Origin of the sequence: Neobacillus niacini, from assembly GCF_030817595.1 — a bacterium.
GTDB classification, from domain to species: domain Bacteria; phylum Bacillota; class Bacilli; order Bacillales; family Cytobacillaceae; genus Neobacillus; species Neobacillus niacini_G.
In genome coordinates this window covers 5,909,527-5,924,834 of the sequence record NZ_JAUSZN010000001.1, presented here as the reverse complement: position 1 = coordinate 5,924,834, position 15,308 = coordinate 5,909,527, and the positions used below count along the sequence as shown (strand labels likewise).

The window sequence follows — 15,308 nt, the reverse complement described above, 5'->3', positions numbered from 1 at the left end:
GCTATAAAAGTGCCAAGCATTTTTTAACTTTTGCTCTCTACAATTAGTGTAACAGGACCATCATTAATTAATTCGACGTCCATCATCGCCCCAAAGATACCTGTTTCTACCTTGATACCTTTTTCGCGTAATAATCCATTGAATCCTTCATATAGCTGGATTGCCTGTTCTGGTCTAGCAGCTTCCATAAAATTAGGTCTTCTTCCTTTACGGCAATCACCATACAAGGTAAATTGAGAGACAGAAAGAATTTCACCGCCAACATCTAATAAGGATAAATTCATCTTCCCAGCTTCATCTTCAAATATCCGTAGATTTGCTATTTTATCTGCTAAAAAAGCTGCGTCTTCTTCTGTATCCTGATGTGTTACCCCTACAAGAAGGACCAGACCTTTTGAAATTTGTCCCGTTACTTCTTCGTTAACGGTCACCTTTGCCTTTTTACTGCGCTGTACAACAACTCGCATTTTTAGTAAACTCCCTAATTCATAATCCGGCGAACCGAATAAATATCTGGTATCTGTTTAATCCGATCAACCACTTTGTGTAAATGGCTCACATTGTGAATAGCAATAGACATAATGATTGTCGCCATTTTATTACGATCAGATCGACCAGAAACAGCCGAAATATTGGTTTTTGTTTCATTTACTGCCTGCAGAACCTCATTTAGTAAACCACGGCGGTCGTAACCACTAATCTCAATGTCTACATTATATTCTTTCCGGTCATTTAAAGAGGATTCCCACTCAACAGGAATTAACCTAGTCTGTGCATCATTAGAGTCGATATTTGTACAATCAGCACGATGAACAGACACACCGCGTCCTTTGGTAATAAAACCAACAATTTCGTCACCTGGGACAGGATTACAGCATCGAGATAAGCGGATTAATAAATTATCGATACCGGCAACACGAACACCAGACTCTCGTTTTTTCGTAGAAGGGAATGCCTTCATATCAGAAATAGCATTTGTGATCGTAGCCGATTGCTCTTGATCCCGTTTTTTACGCCATTTCTCGGTTAACCGATTGGCTACCTGCAGTGCCGTTACCCCATTATAGCCTACCGCTGCATACATATCGTCTTCATTGGCAAAATTAAACTTTTCAGCTACCTTTTTCAAATTATCAGCCGTTAAGATCTCTTTTAAATCAAATTCCATTGCACGGATTTCTTTTTCTACGAGCTCTCTGCCTTTATCTACATTTTCATCACGGCGCTGTTTCTTAAAAAAGGCACGTATTTTGTTCTTAGCCTGTGAGGTTTGGGCTAGCTTCAACCAGTCTTGACTTGGACCATAAGAATGCTTTGATGTAAGAATTTCAATGATGTCACCAGTCTTGAGTCGATAATCCAGCGTAACCATTTTACCGTTTACTTTCGCCCCAATTGTTTTATTCCCGATTTCAGAATGAATTCGGTAAGCAAAATCAATTGGAACAGAACCGGACGGCAATTCAATAACATCGCCTTTTGGTGTAAACACAAAAACCATATCAGAGAATAAATCGATTTTTAGTGATTCCATAAACTCCTCTGCATTCGCAGTATCATTTTGGAATTCCAGGATTTCTCTAAACCATGTTAATTTTTGTTCGTAAGAAGTTGTATCAGCGAGTGCTTTCCCTTCTTTATACGCCCAATGGGCCGCAATACCAAATTCTGCAATCCGGTGCATTTCTGATGTCCGAATTTGAACCTCCAGTGGGTCACCCTTAGGACCTATGACCGTTGTATGAAGAGATTGATACATATTCGGCTTAGGCATGGCAATATAGTCCTTAAAACGCCCTGGCATAGGCTTCCAGCACGTATGAATAATTCCTAATACAGCGTAGCAATCCTTAATACTATTTACTACTATTCGAACGGCAAGTAAATCATAGATTTCACTAAACTGTTTATTTTGCTGCACCATTTTTCGGTAAATGCTATAGATATGTTTAGGTCTTCCATTAAGCTCCGCATTAATGGACACTTCTTTCATTCTGTCACGAACCTCGTCCATTACATCGACTAAGTATTGCTCCCGTTCTGCACGCTTTTTCTTCATCAAGTTAACAATCCGATAATATTGCTGTGGATTTAAGTATCTTAATGCAGTATCTTCCAGCTCCCACTTAATCTTAGAAATACCAAGACGATGGGCCAAAGGTGCAAAGATTTCAAGTGTTTCATTTGAAATCCGGCGCTGCTTCTCAACGGGAAGGTGCTTAAGCGTCCTCATATTATGCAAACGATCGGCAAGCTTAATCAAAATAACGCGGATATCCTGAGCCATAGCCACGAACATTTTTCTGTGGTTCTCTGCCTGCTGTTCCTCGTGTGATTTATATTTAATTTTTCCTAATTTCGTAACCCCGTCGACAAGCATGGCCACTTCGTCATTAAATTCCGTCTCGATGTCCTTTAAGGTAACATCCGTGTCTTCAACGACATCATGGAGAAAACCAGCGGCAACCGTTGCAGGATCCATCTCCAAATCCGCCAGAATTCCAGCAACTTGAATCGGATGAATAATGTAAGGCTCTCCTGATTTTCTATATTGTTCACGATGAGAATGTTTTGCGAATTCGTAGGCTCTTTTTACAAATTCACAATGCTCTTCGTTTAAATAGGCCCTCGTCTTGTCGATGACTTGTTCGGCGGTTAACACTTGATCGTTCGCCATAAAAGATCACCTTATTTTTCGTCTCATTTTTTTTATTATTAAATGTATCTATTTCTAAACTAGTTACTAATGAATGTTACTATTATCGAAAAAAAAAGCTCAGATGTAAAGGGATAGATATTATTTTACTGTATTTTGCGAAAAAAGTGTCGAAATACAGTTTAATTAGTTCGCAGTATAAAATTAGTCTGTTGATTTCCGCTCCAGGCACTTCGCTTTCCGCAGGCGTTGCGGTGAGCCTCCTCGGCGCTAGCGCCTGCGGGGTCTCACCTGCTCCGTACTCCTGCAGGAGTCTTCGTGCCTTCCGCTCCAATCAACAGTGTCTCCATTACAAGATTACTTTTTTAGCCAAGTTTTAAAATAATAGCTCTTTTATTATAACAAGAGAGCACTCAATTACGAGTGCCCTCAATACTATTAATAATTCATCAATGTCATGATGTCGTAGCCTTCAAGTTTCTTACGTCCTTCAAGGTACGTTAATTCAACTAGAAAAGCAATTCCAGCAACCACTCCGCCAAGCTGTTCAACTAATTGAATCGTTGCATCAATTGTTCCGCCAGTGGCTAATAAGTCATCTGTTATCAGAACTCGTTGTCCTGGTTGTATGGCATCCTTATGAATTGTAAGGACATCACTTCCATATTCTAATCCATAGCTTACTTTAACCGTCTCACGCGGTAGTTTACCTTCCTTACGAACAGGAGCAAAGCCAATTCCAAGAGAATAGGCTACTGGGCAGCCAATAATAAATCCTCTTGCCTCAGGACCAACAATTAAATCAATTTGTTTATCTTTCGCATAAGAAACAATTTGATCTGTTGCATACTTATACGCTTCTCCGTTGTTCATTAATGGAGTGATATCCTTAAATGTAATTCCTGGTTTTGGGTAATCTGGTACGATTGCGATAAATTGCTTTAAATCCATTAGGTAATTGCCTCCTCAATTGTAACTGATTCCTCTATAACCTGGTCAAACCAGCTCTTTAATTGCTGAAAGGATGAAAATAATAAATCTCTTTCAAGTTCATATTGAGCCTGTTTCGTTTGGTAGGTGATCGAATCAGTAAGGTCACGCTTTTGTGATTGTTTATTCAAAGTAATAAATCCATTGTTTATTGTAACAAAATCTAATTCAGAAAACACTTTTGACATGAAAGTTATCGTTTCCGTTGACCAGCCACGGTGCTTCGCGATATCATCCCCATAACGACCGATATCAATTGGACCTTTTTTTAATAAAAATCCATAGAACCATTTAAAGTGGTCTCTCGTAGGAATGGTACTAAAAAAATCACTGTTTTCTTTATTAAAATACGCATAGATTCGAGCAGGACGTTTCCCTTTAAATAGATGATGAAGTAGTTCCTTTGATGGCGGCAGGTCAACGAGTACCACATTAGCCTGATGAGAGTCGAAGCCTTTAGCCTCAGCTTCATCTTTAATAAAGATTACCTCACTCGTCAAAGCAGGGTCCATTTTTTCAAGCTGTTCTTTGTTAAAGATAATATAGTTTCGCTTTTCATTGGGAATCGTTTTAATCATTGAGTTTATCCGCTTTACCCCACGATGATCAAATAATTGCCATGTTTCAACCGAAACATCCTGGATAAAAATTTGTGGTTTACGGATATTATTCCACTCATTGACTGCTAATTCACCAATTATCGAAATTTTTGAAGCTGGTGAAATATGGTCAACTAACGGTCCTAATCCAAAGCCGATTCCATCTAAATTCGTACCGTTATCATGCACCATTACTTTCAAGTGATTTTGTTCTGAACCAATTTTTCTCATTGTCGATATTTGAACATTACTGATTAACACCTTTGGCTTTGGGTTGTCCATTCCAAATGGAGCAAGAAGATTTAGTTCACCCAGTGCAGATAAATTGATTTCATCCACCTTAATTTGATGGTCAAGAGTTGTAATGGGGATAAAATCATCTTTGGTTAACTGCTCATTCGCCAGATTATTTAACCTTTGACGGAGATCAGAAACATCTTCTAGCTTTAATGTCATCCCAGCTGCCATTGGATGGCCGCCAAAATGCGGCAAAATGTCCCGGCATTCCGATAGATTTTTAAACAAATCAAAACCTGCAATACTTCGAGCAGACCCCTTTGCCAAGCCCTTTTCCTTGTCAAAACTTAAAACGATTGTCGGCCGGTAAAACTTCTCCACTAATCTAGACGCAACGATGCCAATTACACCAGCATTCCAGCCTTCTTTACCAATAACAAGTACTGAATTTGAATCAATAGGATAATTTCTCTCAACCTCTTCAATCGCTTCTGTCGTAATAGAATTGACAATAGATTGTCTCGTCTTATTTAATTCATCCATTTCTTGTGCTAAAGCTTCCGCTTCGAATGGATCATCCGTAAGCAAAAGTTCCACAGCCATATCGGCATTTTCCAGTCTGCCGACAGCATTAATTCTTGGCGCCAGTGAAAAGCCGATCGTTTCCTCGTTAATGTTTTGCTGGTCTGCACCTGCAACTTTTAATATCGCTTTTAGACCTTTATTCTTGGTAACTTTAAGTTTTTCCAAACCTTTTTTGGCAATGAGGCGATTTTCATCTTTTAACGAAACTAAATCCGCAATGGTGCCAATAACAGCAATTTCTAGCAATTGCTCTGGAACTTCACCATAGAGCGCATGGGCTACTTTAAAGGCCACACCTACTCCAGCGAGCTCACGAAAAGGGTAAACACTATCCGGAAGTTTTGGATGAATAATAGCCAATGCCTCAGGTAAAACGGGACCAGGTTCATGGTGGTCTGTAATAATTAAATCAAGACCGAGTTCTTTCGCAATTGCTGCTTCGTGTATTGCCGAGATGCCTGTATCTACAGTAATAATTAACTTGATTCCATTTTCAGATGCACGACGAAAGGCTGTTTCATTCGGTCCGTAACCTTCCGTAAAACGATTCGGAATATAGAATTGGACATTTGCCCCCAAATCTCTAAGGGTGAGCATTAATACGGTTGTACTGCTCACACCATCTGCATCATAATCACCAAATATTAATATAGGTTCTTGGCGTTCAATAGCTTCCCGAATTCTGTTTACAGCAATATCCATTCCTTTTAACAAAAAGGGATCATGAAATTGCTCTTTTCCAAATAAAAAATACCGTGCAGAATCAACGGTATTTAATCCGCGGTTGATAAGCAGCGACGCAACAAGTGGTGTAATTTTCAATTCGTTTACGAGAGTTTCTACTAGTTGTTGATCAGATTTACGAACAACCCATCTAGTTTTCGACTTTAACATGCGTTCACCCCTCAGACTAATCTATTATACAGGAGTAAACATGTCCTTTCAACGTAAATCTGGAATAGAAAAAACCGCAGAGTGACTGCGGTTTTAACATTTGTTTATACTTGAGGCTCATCTGAGTACTTTTTCTTTTCTTTTACTGTCTTAATCGTACCCTTCTTTTTCAATTCCCTTGCTTTAAGAACTACCCAAAGATTAGTAGCAATAAAGATAGAAGAGTATACGCCAGTTATTAATCCAACTAACAAAGCGATGTTGAAATTAAGGATTGATTCACTGCCAAAAAGAATCATCGCAACCACTGTTATTAATACAGTGAAAACTGTATTAACAGAACGAGTTAATGTTTGACGGACACTTACATTCACAACATCGGCAATATCTTCAAACGTTTTAAGTCGTTTCTTCTTTTGTAGGTTTTCACGCATTCTGTCGAAGGTAACAATTGTATCATTAATAGAGTAACCGATTATCGTTAGAACAGCAGCGATAAAGGTTAAATCTACTTCTAAGCGCGTAATACTGAAAAAAGCAACCATGAAGAAAGCATCGTGAAGCAATGAAGCAATCGCCGCAACTGCCATTGCAAATTCAAAACGCAGCGTTACATAAATAATAATACCGATGGAAGCAATAATGAGGGCGATTACCCCATCTTTCGCTAGCTCTTTACCAACCGTTGGAGAAACAGTACTTACACTTGGGTCAGAGCCGAATTCATCGTGAAATGCAGATTTTAGCTCTGCTATTTCATCCTTTGATAAAACCCCTTTCATTCGCGCAGAAGCCATTTCGTTGTTCTCGCCTGAAAGAGTAATGTCATCAATTTCAATATCCTGTTTTTCAAAAGCCGCTTCAACCTGTTCCGTTGTTAATGATTTGTCAGATAATACTTCAATTCGAGTACCGCTTGAGAAATCAATAGACAAATTTAAGCGGAATACAAGGATTAGAACTAAACCAAGCGCAATAAGTGCTCCAGAGATGATAAAGAATAATTTTCTAACCTTTACAAAATCAAATCGATCCCATCTAGTTGGCAAATCCAGAGTATCGTAATTTTCAGCGATATCCTTAATAGCAGATTTTTTTACACCGAACCAGCTGGCCTTTTTGTTTAAGAAGCCGCTATTCACCCATAAACCTAAGAATAGGCGGGAACCAAACACCGCTGTAATAAAGCTTAACAATATACTCACCAACAACATAGTGGCAAAGCCTTTTATCGAGCTTGTCCCGAAGTAGAAAAGAACTGCCGCTGTTAAAATTGTCGTTAAGTTTGAGTCAAGAATAGAGGTAAAGGAACCTTTACTTCCTGCTTGGAAGGCAGATTTAATAGATTTACCGACCTTGATCTCTTCTCTAATTCGTTCGTACGTAATAATGTTAGCGTCAACCGCCATACCGACCCCTAAAATAAGGGCGGCAATTCCCGGGAGAGTTAGGACCCCATTCATCCAATCAAAAACGAGTAAGACAAGATAAATATAAATGGATAAAGTAACGGTGGCGATAAAGCCCGGAAAACGATAATAGACTAGCATGAATAAATATATGATTGCTATCCCGATAATACCTGCTAGGATCGTTTCATTTAATGCCTGTTCACCAAATTTAGCGCCCACAGAAGTTGAATAAACTTCAGTAAGCTTAACAGGAAGGGCTCCAGCATTTAAAAGAGAAGCAAGTTCTTGTGCTTCTTCTGCTGTGAAGCTACCTACAATGGAAACTGTATTTTGGTTAAAAATTTCTCTCACAGTAGGTGCAGATAGAAATTTAGGATCTTCTTTTGTAATTTCCGTTTTGAATGAATCTTTTCCTTCTTCAAAATCAAGCCAAATAACTAAATAATTATTCGGTGCCATTTTTACAATTTCTTCTGTAACATTTTTGAACTTTTCAGCACTTTTTAATTTCAAGGAAACACTAGGTGCTCCATTTTCATCAAAGGTCTGACTCGCACCATTTTCCGCTAAATCAGTACCGTCCATCATAACGCGGTCGTTCGCATCACGGAAAGTAAGGTTTGCTTGGGTAGATAATATTTCTCGTGCTTCATTTTGATCCGTTACTCCTGCAAGCTGAACCCGAATCCGATTTTCACCCTCAATTTGAATAGTTGGTTCACTTACCCCTAGAACATTTATCCGTCTATCAAGGGCCTCGGCTGTACTAGCTAATGTTTCTTTGTCAATTTTTTGACCCTTTTTCGCTGGAGAAACCTCATACAAAACCTCGAAACCGCCTTGAAGGTCCAAACCTAGTTTAATGTTCTTTAAAATACCTGAAGTGGTAATTCCCATTGTGCTTCCTAATAGTATTACTACTAGCAGAAAGGCGATAATTCTACTGCGCTTAACCATTATGTATTGTGTCCTCCTTAGGGCTTAGCCAAAGCACTGAATCATAAAGCCTGTATATAAAAAAAATCATGCTTTTATTATGAAATAGTTTAGAAATACTGTCAATTTTATCTAAAGAAACAATAGACCAATTTATTTTAGTAATTCCTTCCATTCATTTTCATCATCTAAATTAAAATCATTATTTTTATAAATCTCAATCGTAGTAAAGCTTATGTAATCACTGACCTTTACAGATAGGATATCATCAATAATCTCGTAGATTCTTATATCCTCTTTGACCTTCTTCCATTTCTTTTTTGTTAAAAATCCCCAAAGTCCACTGTCCGATACATCGTGATAACCAAGTAAGCGAAATTCCTCCAATTTGCTGATTAAAGCTGGTTTTACTTCGTAAAAAAAATGATTGTACGCATGACTCTTTTCCACCTGAATAGCCTCCCTAAATACCTCTTAATTATCCTTAAAATCAAAACACCTTGTCATGCTTTGTCCACCCTTATGCATATAGATTAATTGTATATGAATTCTTCTTTTTTGAGAAGGTGGGAAGTAGTATGTCGAAGTTTTTAAAAGGGACCTTTATCCTATTAATAGCGGGATTAATTACGAGGGTACTCGGATTTATTAACAGAATTGTCATAGCTAGAAGTATTGGTGAAGAAGGTGTCGGCCTCTATATGATGGCGTATCCCACCTTTATCCTTGTTGTGACTTTAACTCAAATGGGACTGCCTGTCGCCATATCAAAAAATATTGCAGAGGCTGAAGCAAAAGGTAACCATCAGGAAGTTAAAAAAATTCTGGTCGTTTCTCTGGCAATAACGATTTCGTTATCATTGATTTTTACCCCAGCTTTAATTTTGTTAGCGCCTATTTTATCTACCACTCTCTTTACCGATCCAAGGACGTATTATCCTTTAGTGGCAATAGCACCTGTGGTACCCATAATAGCCGTTTCTTCCGTTTTGAGAGGTTATTTTCAGGGCAGACAAAACATGCGCCCTTCTGCTGTTTCGCAAATTTTAGAACAGCTGGTGAGGATTACTTTAATTGCCGTTATGACCAGAGCTTTCCTGCCTTATGGTATTGAATATGCTGCAGCTGCTGCCATGGTAGCGGCCATCATAGGTGAAATTGTTTCCTTACTTTATTTAATGACTACCTTTAAATTAAAGAAACGCTTTAGAGTTAGGAAGAATTTTTTCAAATCTGTTCATGCTGGGAAAAAGACATTTAAAGAGTTAATGGAAATCGCCTTACCAACAATGGGCAGCAGAATGATAGGGTCGGTATCTTGGTTTTTCGAACCTATTATAGTTGCTCATAGTTTAGCACTTGCTGGTGTTGCCGCCGTAGCAGCCACGAAGCAATACGGTTCATTAACAGGATTTGCGATGCCTTTATTAATGCTCCCTTCGTTTATCACTTATTCTTTAGCAACATCTCTTGTACCTGCCATTAGTGAAGCCAATTCAAAAAAGAACCATAAATTGATAGAACATCGGCTGCAGCAGGCATTAAGATTTGCCTTTTTAACAGGAGGCTTATCCGTTATTGTTCTATATGTTCTAGCAGATCCACTAATGGAGCTCATGTATGGTTCCACAAAAGGCGCCTACTTTATTCGTCTGATGGCACCGTTTTTCTTATTTTATTATTATCAAGGTCCGCTCCAAGCTGTTTTGCAGGCATTGAATTTGGCTAGAGCAGCCATGATAAACAGTTTAATTGGGGCCGTTGTAAAAACAACAGTCATCTTCTTACTTGCTTCACAGCCTTCTTTTGGTATTACAGGTGTGGCCTTAGGAATCATCGTTGGTTTTGTATTAGTAACCATACTCCATTTTGCTACCGTATTGAAGAAAATATCGTTTAGTTTTTATATACGGGATTACGTCAAAGGAGCCATCATCATGACAATCTCTGCTTACCTAGGTTATTGGCTGTTTGAGCATATTCTCCTAGGTGAACATTTAGTGGTTAGAGTTTTGTCCGCTGCCAGCGGTATGTCACTTGCTTATATTATTCTTCTAATAATCGTCGGTTTAATTAAAAAAGACGATCTTAAAAGGATACCGATTATTCGTAATCTAATCCCGATTTAACAGCAATAAGAAAACACGCATGTTTTGCCCTGCGTGTCTTCTTATTGTTCATCCATTATGTCGACAAAAAACTTACCATTCTCATAACTGCAAAATGAAATCTTCCTTACATCACGGTATCCTAATTTTTTTAATTCCTGACGAAGCCAAAAATTGGTTTTATTTATACGTTTAAGATTTTCTTCCTCAATCGCTCCATCAATAATTAATGGAATCGTAATATCCCCTTCCTTCGGTTCACCATTAGGATTACTCATTTTTTCAATGACAGAAAGGCTTCCCGAAGATTCCAAAATAGCAAACTCAACATCAGCAATACTGCGGATATCCTTTTCCCTTAATTGTGTAAGTAAATCATCAAAATTGTATCTTTGCTTCCTCATTGCAGATTCATCAATTTTTCCCCTGTTGATGATAATGGTTGGTTTTCCGTCGACAAGATCGCGGAACCTTTTACTTTTTAATGATACAACAGCTAAAAAATATTGAATGATCATTAAAAATATCATTGGAAGTGCTGTATGGATCCAAGGTTTAGTGATTTCGATGATGGAAGCAACCGCCAATTCCCCAATCATGATAAAAACTACCAGGTCAAGAATACTTAATTCACCAATTTCTCTTTTACCCATTACTCGAAATATTAAGAGGATTAATGCATAAAAAAGTATTGTACGCACCGCAATAGTTAAATATACTTCCACTTCATTCCGCCCCTTTTTCTTCCCTATTTATTATTTGCAAACAAGGCAAAATCATTACGGAATTGTATTCCAATTTAGAATAAAACTGTAAAAATTTTAATTCTACTTTTGGTGTGCAGGGAATATGCTTGTACTAGGTAAGAAACTGTTTATCTTAGGGTGAAACTGAAGGGGGCGAGTAAAATCGAATCAAAAAGCTTTGGTACAGCTATTTTGTACGGGTTAATTTTCATCTTCTTATTTGCGATTGTCAGCAGCTTGATTTTTGCATTAATTCTTAGATTCACTTCTGTACGGGAAGTCTCACTTCAATACGTTATTACAGCGGTGTCCTTTATTGGGCTGTTTGGAGGAGGATTTTTATCCGGTGGAAAGCGAAAACAAAAGGGCTGGCTGATTGGGGGATTAACTGGCTTAATTTATAGCCTGATTGTCTTTTTATCGCAATATTTAGGTTACGATCGTCTATTTGACGTTGAACAAGTCATTTACCATGTTTGCTATACATTAATTGCCATGATGGGTGGAATTCTAGGGGTAAATATAGCAACAAGCAATTCGAGAACAGCATAGAAAAAGGAAGCCAGAGTATTTTGGCTTCCTTCTTTTTTCTTACTTTTCTAGTGAAACTTCAGCTGATGTAGAAGTTTTTGCAGATTCCGTTACTTCACGAATTGCATTTCGGTCATATGTTAGACGGCTGCCGTCTCCACATTTAATCACGACTTTGTTTTCATCGATAGAATCGATAAATCCATGTAACCCGCCAATCGTGACAATTTTATCACCTTTTTTCAATTCGTTCTGCATTTGAGCAACTGCTTTAGTACGTTTTTGCTGCGGACGAATTAGTAGGAAATAAAATAATACAAACATTAATATTAATGGAATGATTGAACCTAGTCCTTGCATTTGTTTCCCTCCTTTCAATAATCATCTATTAGAAATTTTTCGCGTTTGGTTTGTTAAAACCATAACGTTCAAAAAACTCTTCTCGGAAATCACCAAGCCGGTCCTCCCGGATAGCTTGTCTGACCTTCTCCATTAATCTTAACAGAAAATAGAGATTATGGTAACTAGTTAATCTAATTCCAAAAGTTTCATCACATTTAATTAAGTGACGAATGTATGCCCTGCTATAGTTTCGGCATGTGTAGCAATCACAATCTGGGTCGAGCGGGCCGAAATCCTTAGCAAATTGCGCATTTTTCACAACGAGACGACCAGTACTGGTCATCAAGGTACCATTTCTGGCAATTCGAGTTGGCAGAACGCAGTCAAACATATCAATCCCACGAATCGCTCCATCAATTAAGGAATCCGGTGACCCAACGCCCATCAGGTAACGTGGTTTGTTTGTAGGTAACAGAGGTGTCGTGAATTCAAGTACACGATTCATGACGTCCTTTGGCTCACCCACAGAAAGTCCGCCCACTGCATATCCAGGGAAATCAAGCGACACTAAGTCTTTGGCGCTCTGCTTCCGAAGCTCCTCATACTCTCCACCTTGAACAATTCCAAAGAGTCCTTGATCATTCGGTCTTTGATGAGCATTTAAACAACGCTCTGCCCAACGAGAAGTTCTCTCTACTGATTTTTGCATGTATTCATATGTTGCTGGGAATGGTGGACATTCATCAAATGCCATCATAATATCAGAGCCAAGATCATTTTGAATTTCCATTGCTTTTTCAGGTGATAAAAATAATCTCTCACCGCTCATATGGTTACGGAAATGAACGCCCTCTTCCTCAATTTTACGGAACTCACTCAAACTGAAAACCTGGAACCCGCCAGAATCAGTTAAAATAGCACGGTCCCAGTTCATAAATTTATGCAGGCCGCCAGCTTCCCGTATAATTTCATTTCCAGGACGGAGCCATAAGTGATAAGTATTACTTAAAATAATACCAGCACCCATCTCTTTTAAATCCTCAGGAGACATCGTTTTAACAGTAGCAAGAGTTCCTACCGGCATAAATGCAGGCGTGTCAAAGGAGCCATGCGGCGTATGTACTCTTCCTAAACGGGCACCTGTTTGTTTACATGTTTTTATAAATTCATAGCGAATCGCAGTCAAATTCTCTTTCTCCTTCCGTTACATTAACCTAGATGATGAGCATGGCGTCCCCAAAGCTGAAAAAGCGATACCGCTCATTTACAGCTGTATTATAGGCATGCAAAATATTTTCTCTTCCGGCTAATGCACTTACAAGCATAATTAAAGTGGATTTTGGCAAATGAAAGTTCGTAATCATTCCATCTATTGCCTTAAATTCGTAACCCGGATAGATGAAAATGTTGGTCCAGCCGCTGCTTTCCATGAAGGTACCATTGTTCTCTGAAGCAATGGTTTCAAGCGTCCGAGTTGATGTAGTACCAACGGTAATAATTCTGCCGCCATTACGTCGGACTTCATTTAATAATCGGGCTGTTCCTTCTGTAATCATATAAAATTCCGCGTGCATATCATGCTCTAACACATCATCCACACTAACCGGCCTGAACGTTCCTAGCCCAACATGAAGGGTAATAAACGTTACGTGGACACCCTTTTCTCTAACTTCATTCAGCAGCTCTTCCGTAAAATGGAGCCCAGCGGTTGGGGCTGCAGCTGATCCTGGTTCACGGGCATATACAGTTTGATACCTGTCTCTGTCGTCAAGCTGCTCTTTAATATAAGGAGGTAATGGCATTTCTCCTAATCGATCAAGCAGCTCATAAAAAATACCCTCATAGTTGAATTCCAATACTCTTCCACCATGCTCAGAGGTTCCAGTACATACTGCAGTTAGCAGTCCATCACCAAAATCAAGTTCAGTTCCCTCTTTAACACGCTTTGCAGGCTTCACAAGAGTTTCCCACTTATCGCCTTCCAGCTGTTTCAATAGTAAAACTTCAATTTTCGCACCTGTATCCTTTTTCACACCAAAAAGGCGTGCCGGAAGTACCTTTGTATCGTTTAAGACAAGGCAATCCCCTTCACGCAGGTATTCACTAATATTTTTAAAAATATCATGCTTTAATTCGCCTGTTTCCTTATTCACAACCATTAATCTGCTATCCGTCCGGTTTTGAAGCGGAACTTGAGCAATCAGCTCTTCAGGCAAATGAAAATCAAATAAATCTACCTTCATAAAATACATCCCTACTTATCAATAAATTACTGTTTTGGCGGCTCCATGCCAAAGTGGCGATAGACTAATTCTGTGACCACTCTTCCTCTTGGTGTTCTTTGTAAAAAGCCAATTTGCAGTAAATACGGTTCATAAACATCTTCGATTGTTTCTGATTCTTCTCCTATAGATGCCGCAATAGTATCAAGTCCCACCGGTCCGCCACGGAATCTTTCAATAATTCCTTTTAACAGCTTATGGTCAATATGATCAAGCCCAAGTTTATCTACCTGCAGGAGCTCCAAAGACTCCCTTGCCAAAGTTATATCAATTTCACCATTTCCTTTTACCTGCGCAAAATCTCTTACTCTGCGAAGTAAACGGTTGGCTATCCTTGGGGTTCCCCTAGCACGTCTGGCAATTTCAGCAGCAGATTGGTCGTCTATCTTTGTTTCAAATAAATCTGCTGTTCGGAGTACGATATTTTTCAATTGGTCTTCTTTATAATACTCGAGTCTACTCAAAACTCCAAATCTGTCACGAAGCGGAGCGGATAAAGAGCCTGCCCTCGTCGTTGCCCCAACAAGCGTAAACGGCGGGAGGTCCAGACGCACGGAACGCGCACTCGGTCCTTTGCCAATAACAATATCCAGACAAAAATCCTCCATCGCCGGATAAAGAACCTCTTCAATCTGTCTTGGCAGCCGGTGGATTTCATCTATAAATAAAACGTCACCAGGCTCAAGTGCAGTAAGAATGGCCGCTAAATCCCCCGGTCTTTCAATAGCAGGACCAGAGGTGGTACGGATGTTTACTCCCATTTCATTGGCAATAATGACAGCAAGTGTGGTCTTTCCTAACCCAGGTGGTCCATATAAAAGAACATGGTCCAATGTTTCCTTGCGAAGTCTTGCCGCTTCAATGAAAATCTCAAGACTTTTTTTGACTTGATCCTGACCAATGTATTGTTTTAGCGTTTGCGGTCTGAGGCTTTGCTCTAAGGAGATTTCGCTCTGGTCTGCTTCACTAGAAATAATTCTCTCATCCATG

At 39.1% G+C, this 15,308-nt stretch carries 13 protein-coding genes; 2 read left to right on the top strand and 11 right to left on the bottom strand.

What is annotated here, in order from left to right; translation table 11 throughout:
* Positions 1–23: 23 nt before the first annotated feature.
* From dtd to QFZ31_RS28075, 6 genes are all read right to left on the bottom strand, one after another.
* Positions 24–467: a D-aminoacyl-tRNA deacylase gene (gene dtd / locus QFZ31_RS28100; RefSeq protein WP_307309528.1), complete on the bottom strand. Its 444-nt coding sequence runs from the start codon at positions 465–467 to the stop codon at positions 24–26.
* A gap of 14 nt (positions 468–481) precedes the next feature.
* Positions 482–2,677 (bottom strand): RelA/SpoT family protein, encoded by a 2,196-nt coding sequence (locus tag QFZ31_RS28095; protein ID WP_179597035.1) that lies wholly within the window; start codon positions 2,675–2,677, stop codon positions 482–484.
* Between the two features lie 417 nt (positions 2,678–3,094).
* Positions 3,095–3,607 (bottom strand): adenine phosphoribosyltransferase, encoded by a 513-nt coding sequence (locus QFZ31_RS28090; RefSeq protein WP_179597037.1) that lies wholly within the window; start codon positions 3,605–3,607, stop codon positions 3,095–3,097.
* Entirely contained in the window at positions 3,607–5,961 is a 2,355-nt protein-coding gene (recJ, locus tag QFZ31_RS28085) for a single-stranded-DNA-specific exonuclease RecJ (RefSeq protein ID WP_307309512.1), read from the bottom strand. Before recJ ends, QFZ31_RS28090 begins: the two co-directional genes overlap by 1 nt.
* A 104-nt stretch (positions 5,962–6,065) precedes the next feature.
* Positions 6,066–8,330 (bottom strand): protein translocase subunit SecDF, encoded by a 2,265-nt coding sequence (gene secDF, locus QFZ31_RS28080; protein WP_307309509.1) that lies wholly within the window; start codon positions 8,328–8,330, stop codon positions 6,066–6,068.
* Between the two features lie 132 nt (positions 8,331–8,462).
* Positions 8,463–8,759 carry a post-transcriptional regulator gene (locus tag QFZ31_RS28075; RefSeq protein ID WP_307309506.1) on the bottom strand — a complete coding sequence of 99 codons (297 nt, stop codon included), beginning with the start codon at positions 8,757–8,759 and terminating at the stop codon, positions 8,463–8,465.
* 128 nt (positions 8,760–8,887) lie between these two features.
* Here QFZ31_RS28075 and spoVB point away from each other — a divergent pair, with 128 nt between their 5' ends.
* Positions 8,888–10,438, top strand: a complete 1,551-nt coding sequence (gene spoVB / locus QFZ31_RS28070) for a stage V sporulation protein B (RefSeq protein WP_307309504.1) — start codon at positions 8,888–8,890, stop codon at positions 10,436–10,438.
* 41 nt (positions 10,439–10,479) lie between these two features.
* On the opposite strand, the gene QFZ31_RS28065 is transcribed toward spoVB, so the two are convergent.
* Positions 10,480–11,142, bottom strand: a complete 663-nt coding sequence (locus QFZ31_RS28065; RefSeq protein ID WP_307309503.1) for a DUF421 domain-containing protein — start codon at positions 11,140–11,142, stop codon at positions 10,480–10,482.
* 159 nt (positions 11,143–11,301) lie between these two features.
* Between QFZ31_RS28065 and QFZ31_RS28060 the strand changes: the two genes are divergently transcribed.
* On the top strand, positions 11,302–11,715 hold the full coding sequence (locus QFZ31_RS28060; RefSeq protein ID WP_307309502.1) for a TIGR04086 family membrane protein: 414 nt from the start codon (positions 11,302–11,304) through the stop codon (positions 11,713–11,715).
* A gap of 39 nt (positions 11,716–11,754) precedes the next feature.
* Here the strand turns inward: QFZ31_RS28060 and yajC are convergent, their stop codons facing one another.
* Genes yajC through ruvB form a run of 4 tightly spaced genes read right to left on the bottom strand, consistent with a single transcriptional unit; the run spans position 11,755 to position 15,307 of the window.
* Entirely contained in the window at positions 11,755–12,054 is a 300-nt protein-coding gene (gene yajC, locus QFZ31_RS28055; RefSeq protein WP_179597047.1) for a preprotein translocase subunit YajC, read from the bottom strand.
* A gap of 28 nt (positions 12,055–12,082) precedes the next feature.
* The gene (tgt, locus tag QFZ31_RS28050) at positions 12,083–13,222 is read right to left on the bottom strand and encodes a tRNA guanosine(34) transglycosylase Tgt (RefSeq protein WP_179597049.1); all 1,140 of its coding nucleotides are present in this window, start codon (positions 13,220–13,222) and stop codon (positions 12,083–12,085) included.
* A 28-nt stretch (positions 13,223–13,250) separates the two neighbouring features.
* Complete coding sequence (gene queA / locus QFZ31_RS28045; RefSeq protein ID WP_307309500.1) at positions 13,251–14,279, bottom strand: tRNA preQ1(34) S-adenosylmethionine ribosyltransferase-isomerase QueA; 1,029 nt, start codon at positions 14,277–14,279, stop codon at positions 13,251–13,253.
* A 26-nt stretch (positions 14,280–14,305) separates the two neighbouring features.
* Complete coding sequence (gene ruvB, locus QFZ31_RS28040; RefSeq protein ID WP_307309499.1) at positions 14,306–15,307, bottom strand: Holliday junction branch migration DNA helicase RuvB; 1,002 nt, start codon at positions 15,305–15,307, stop codon at positions 14,306–14,308.
* Between the last annotated feature and the right edge of the window lies 1 nt (position 15,308).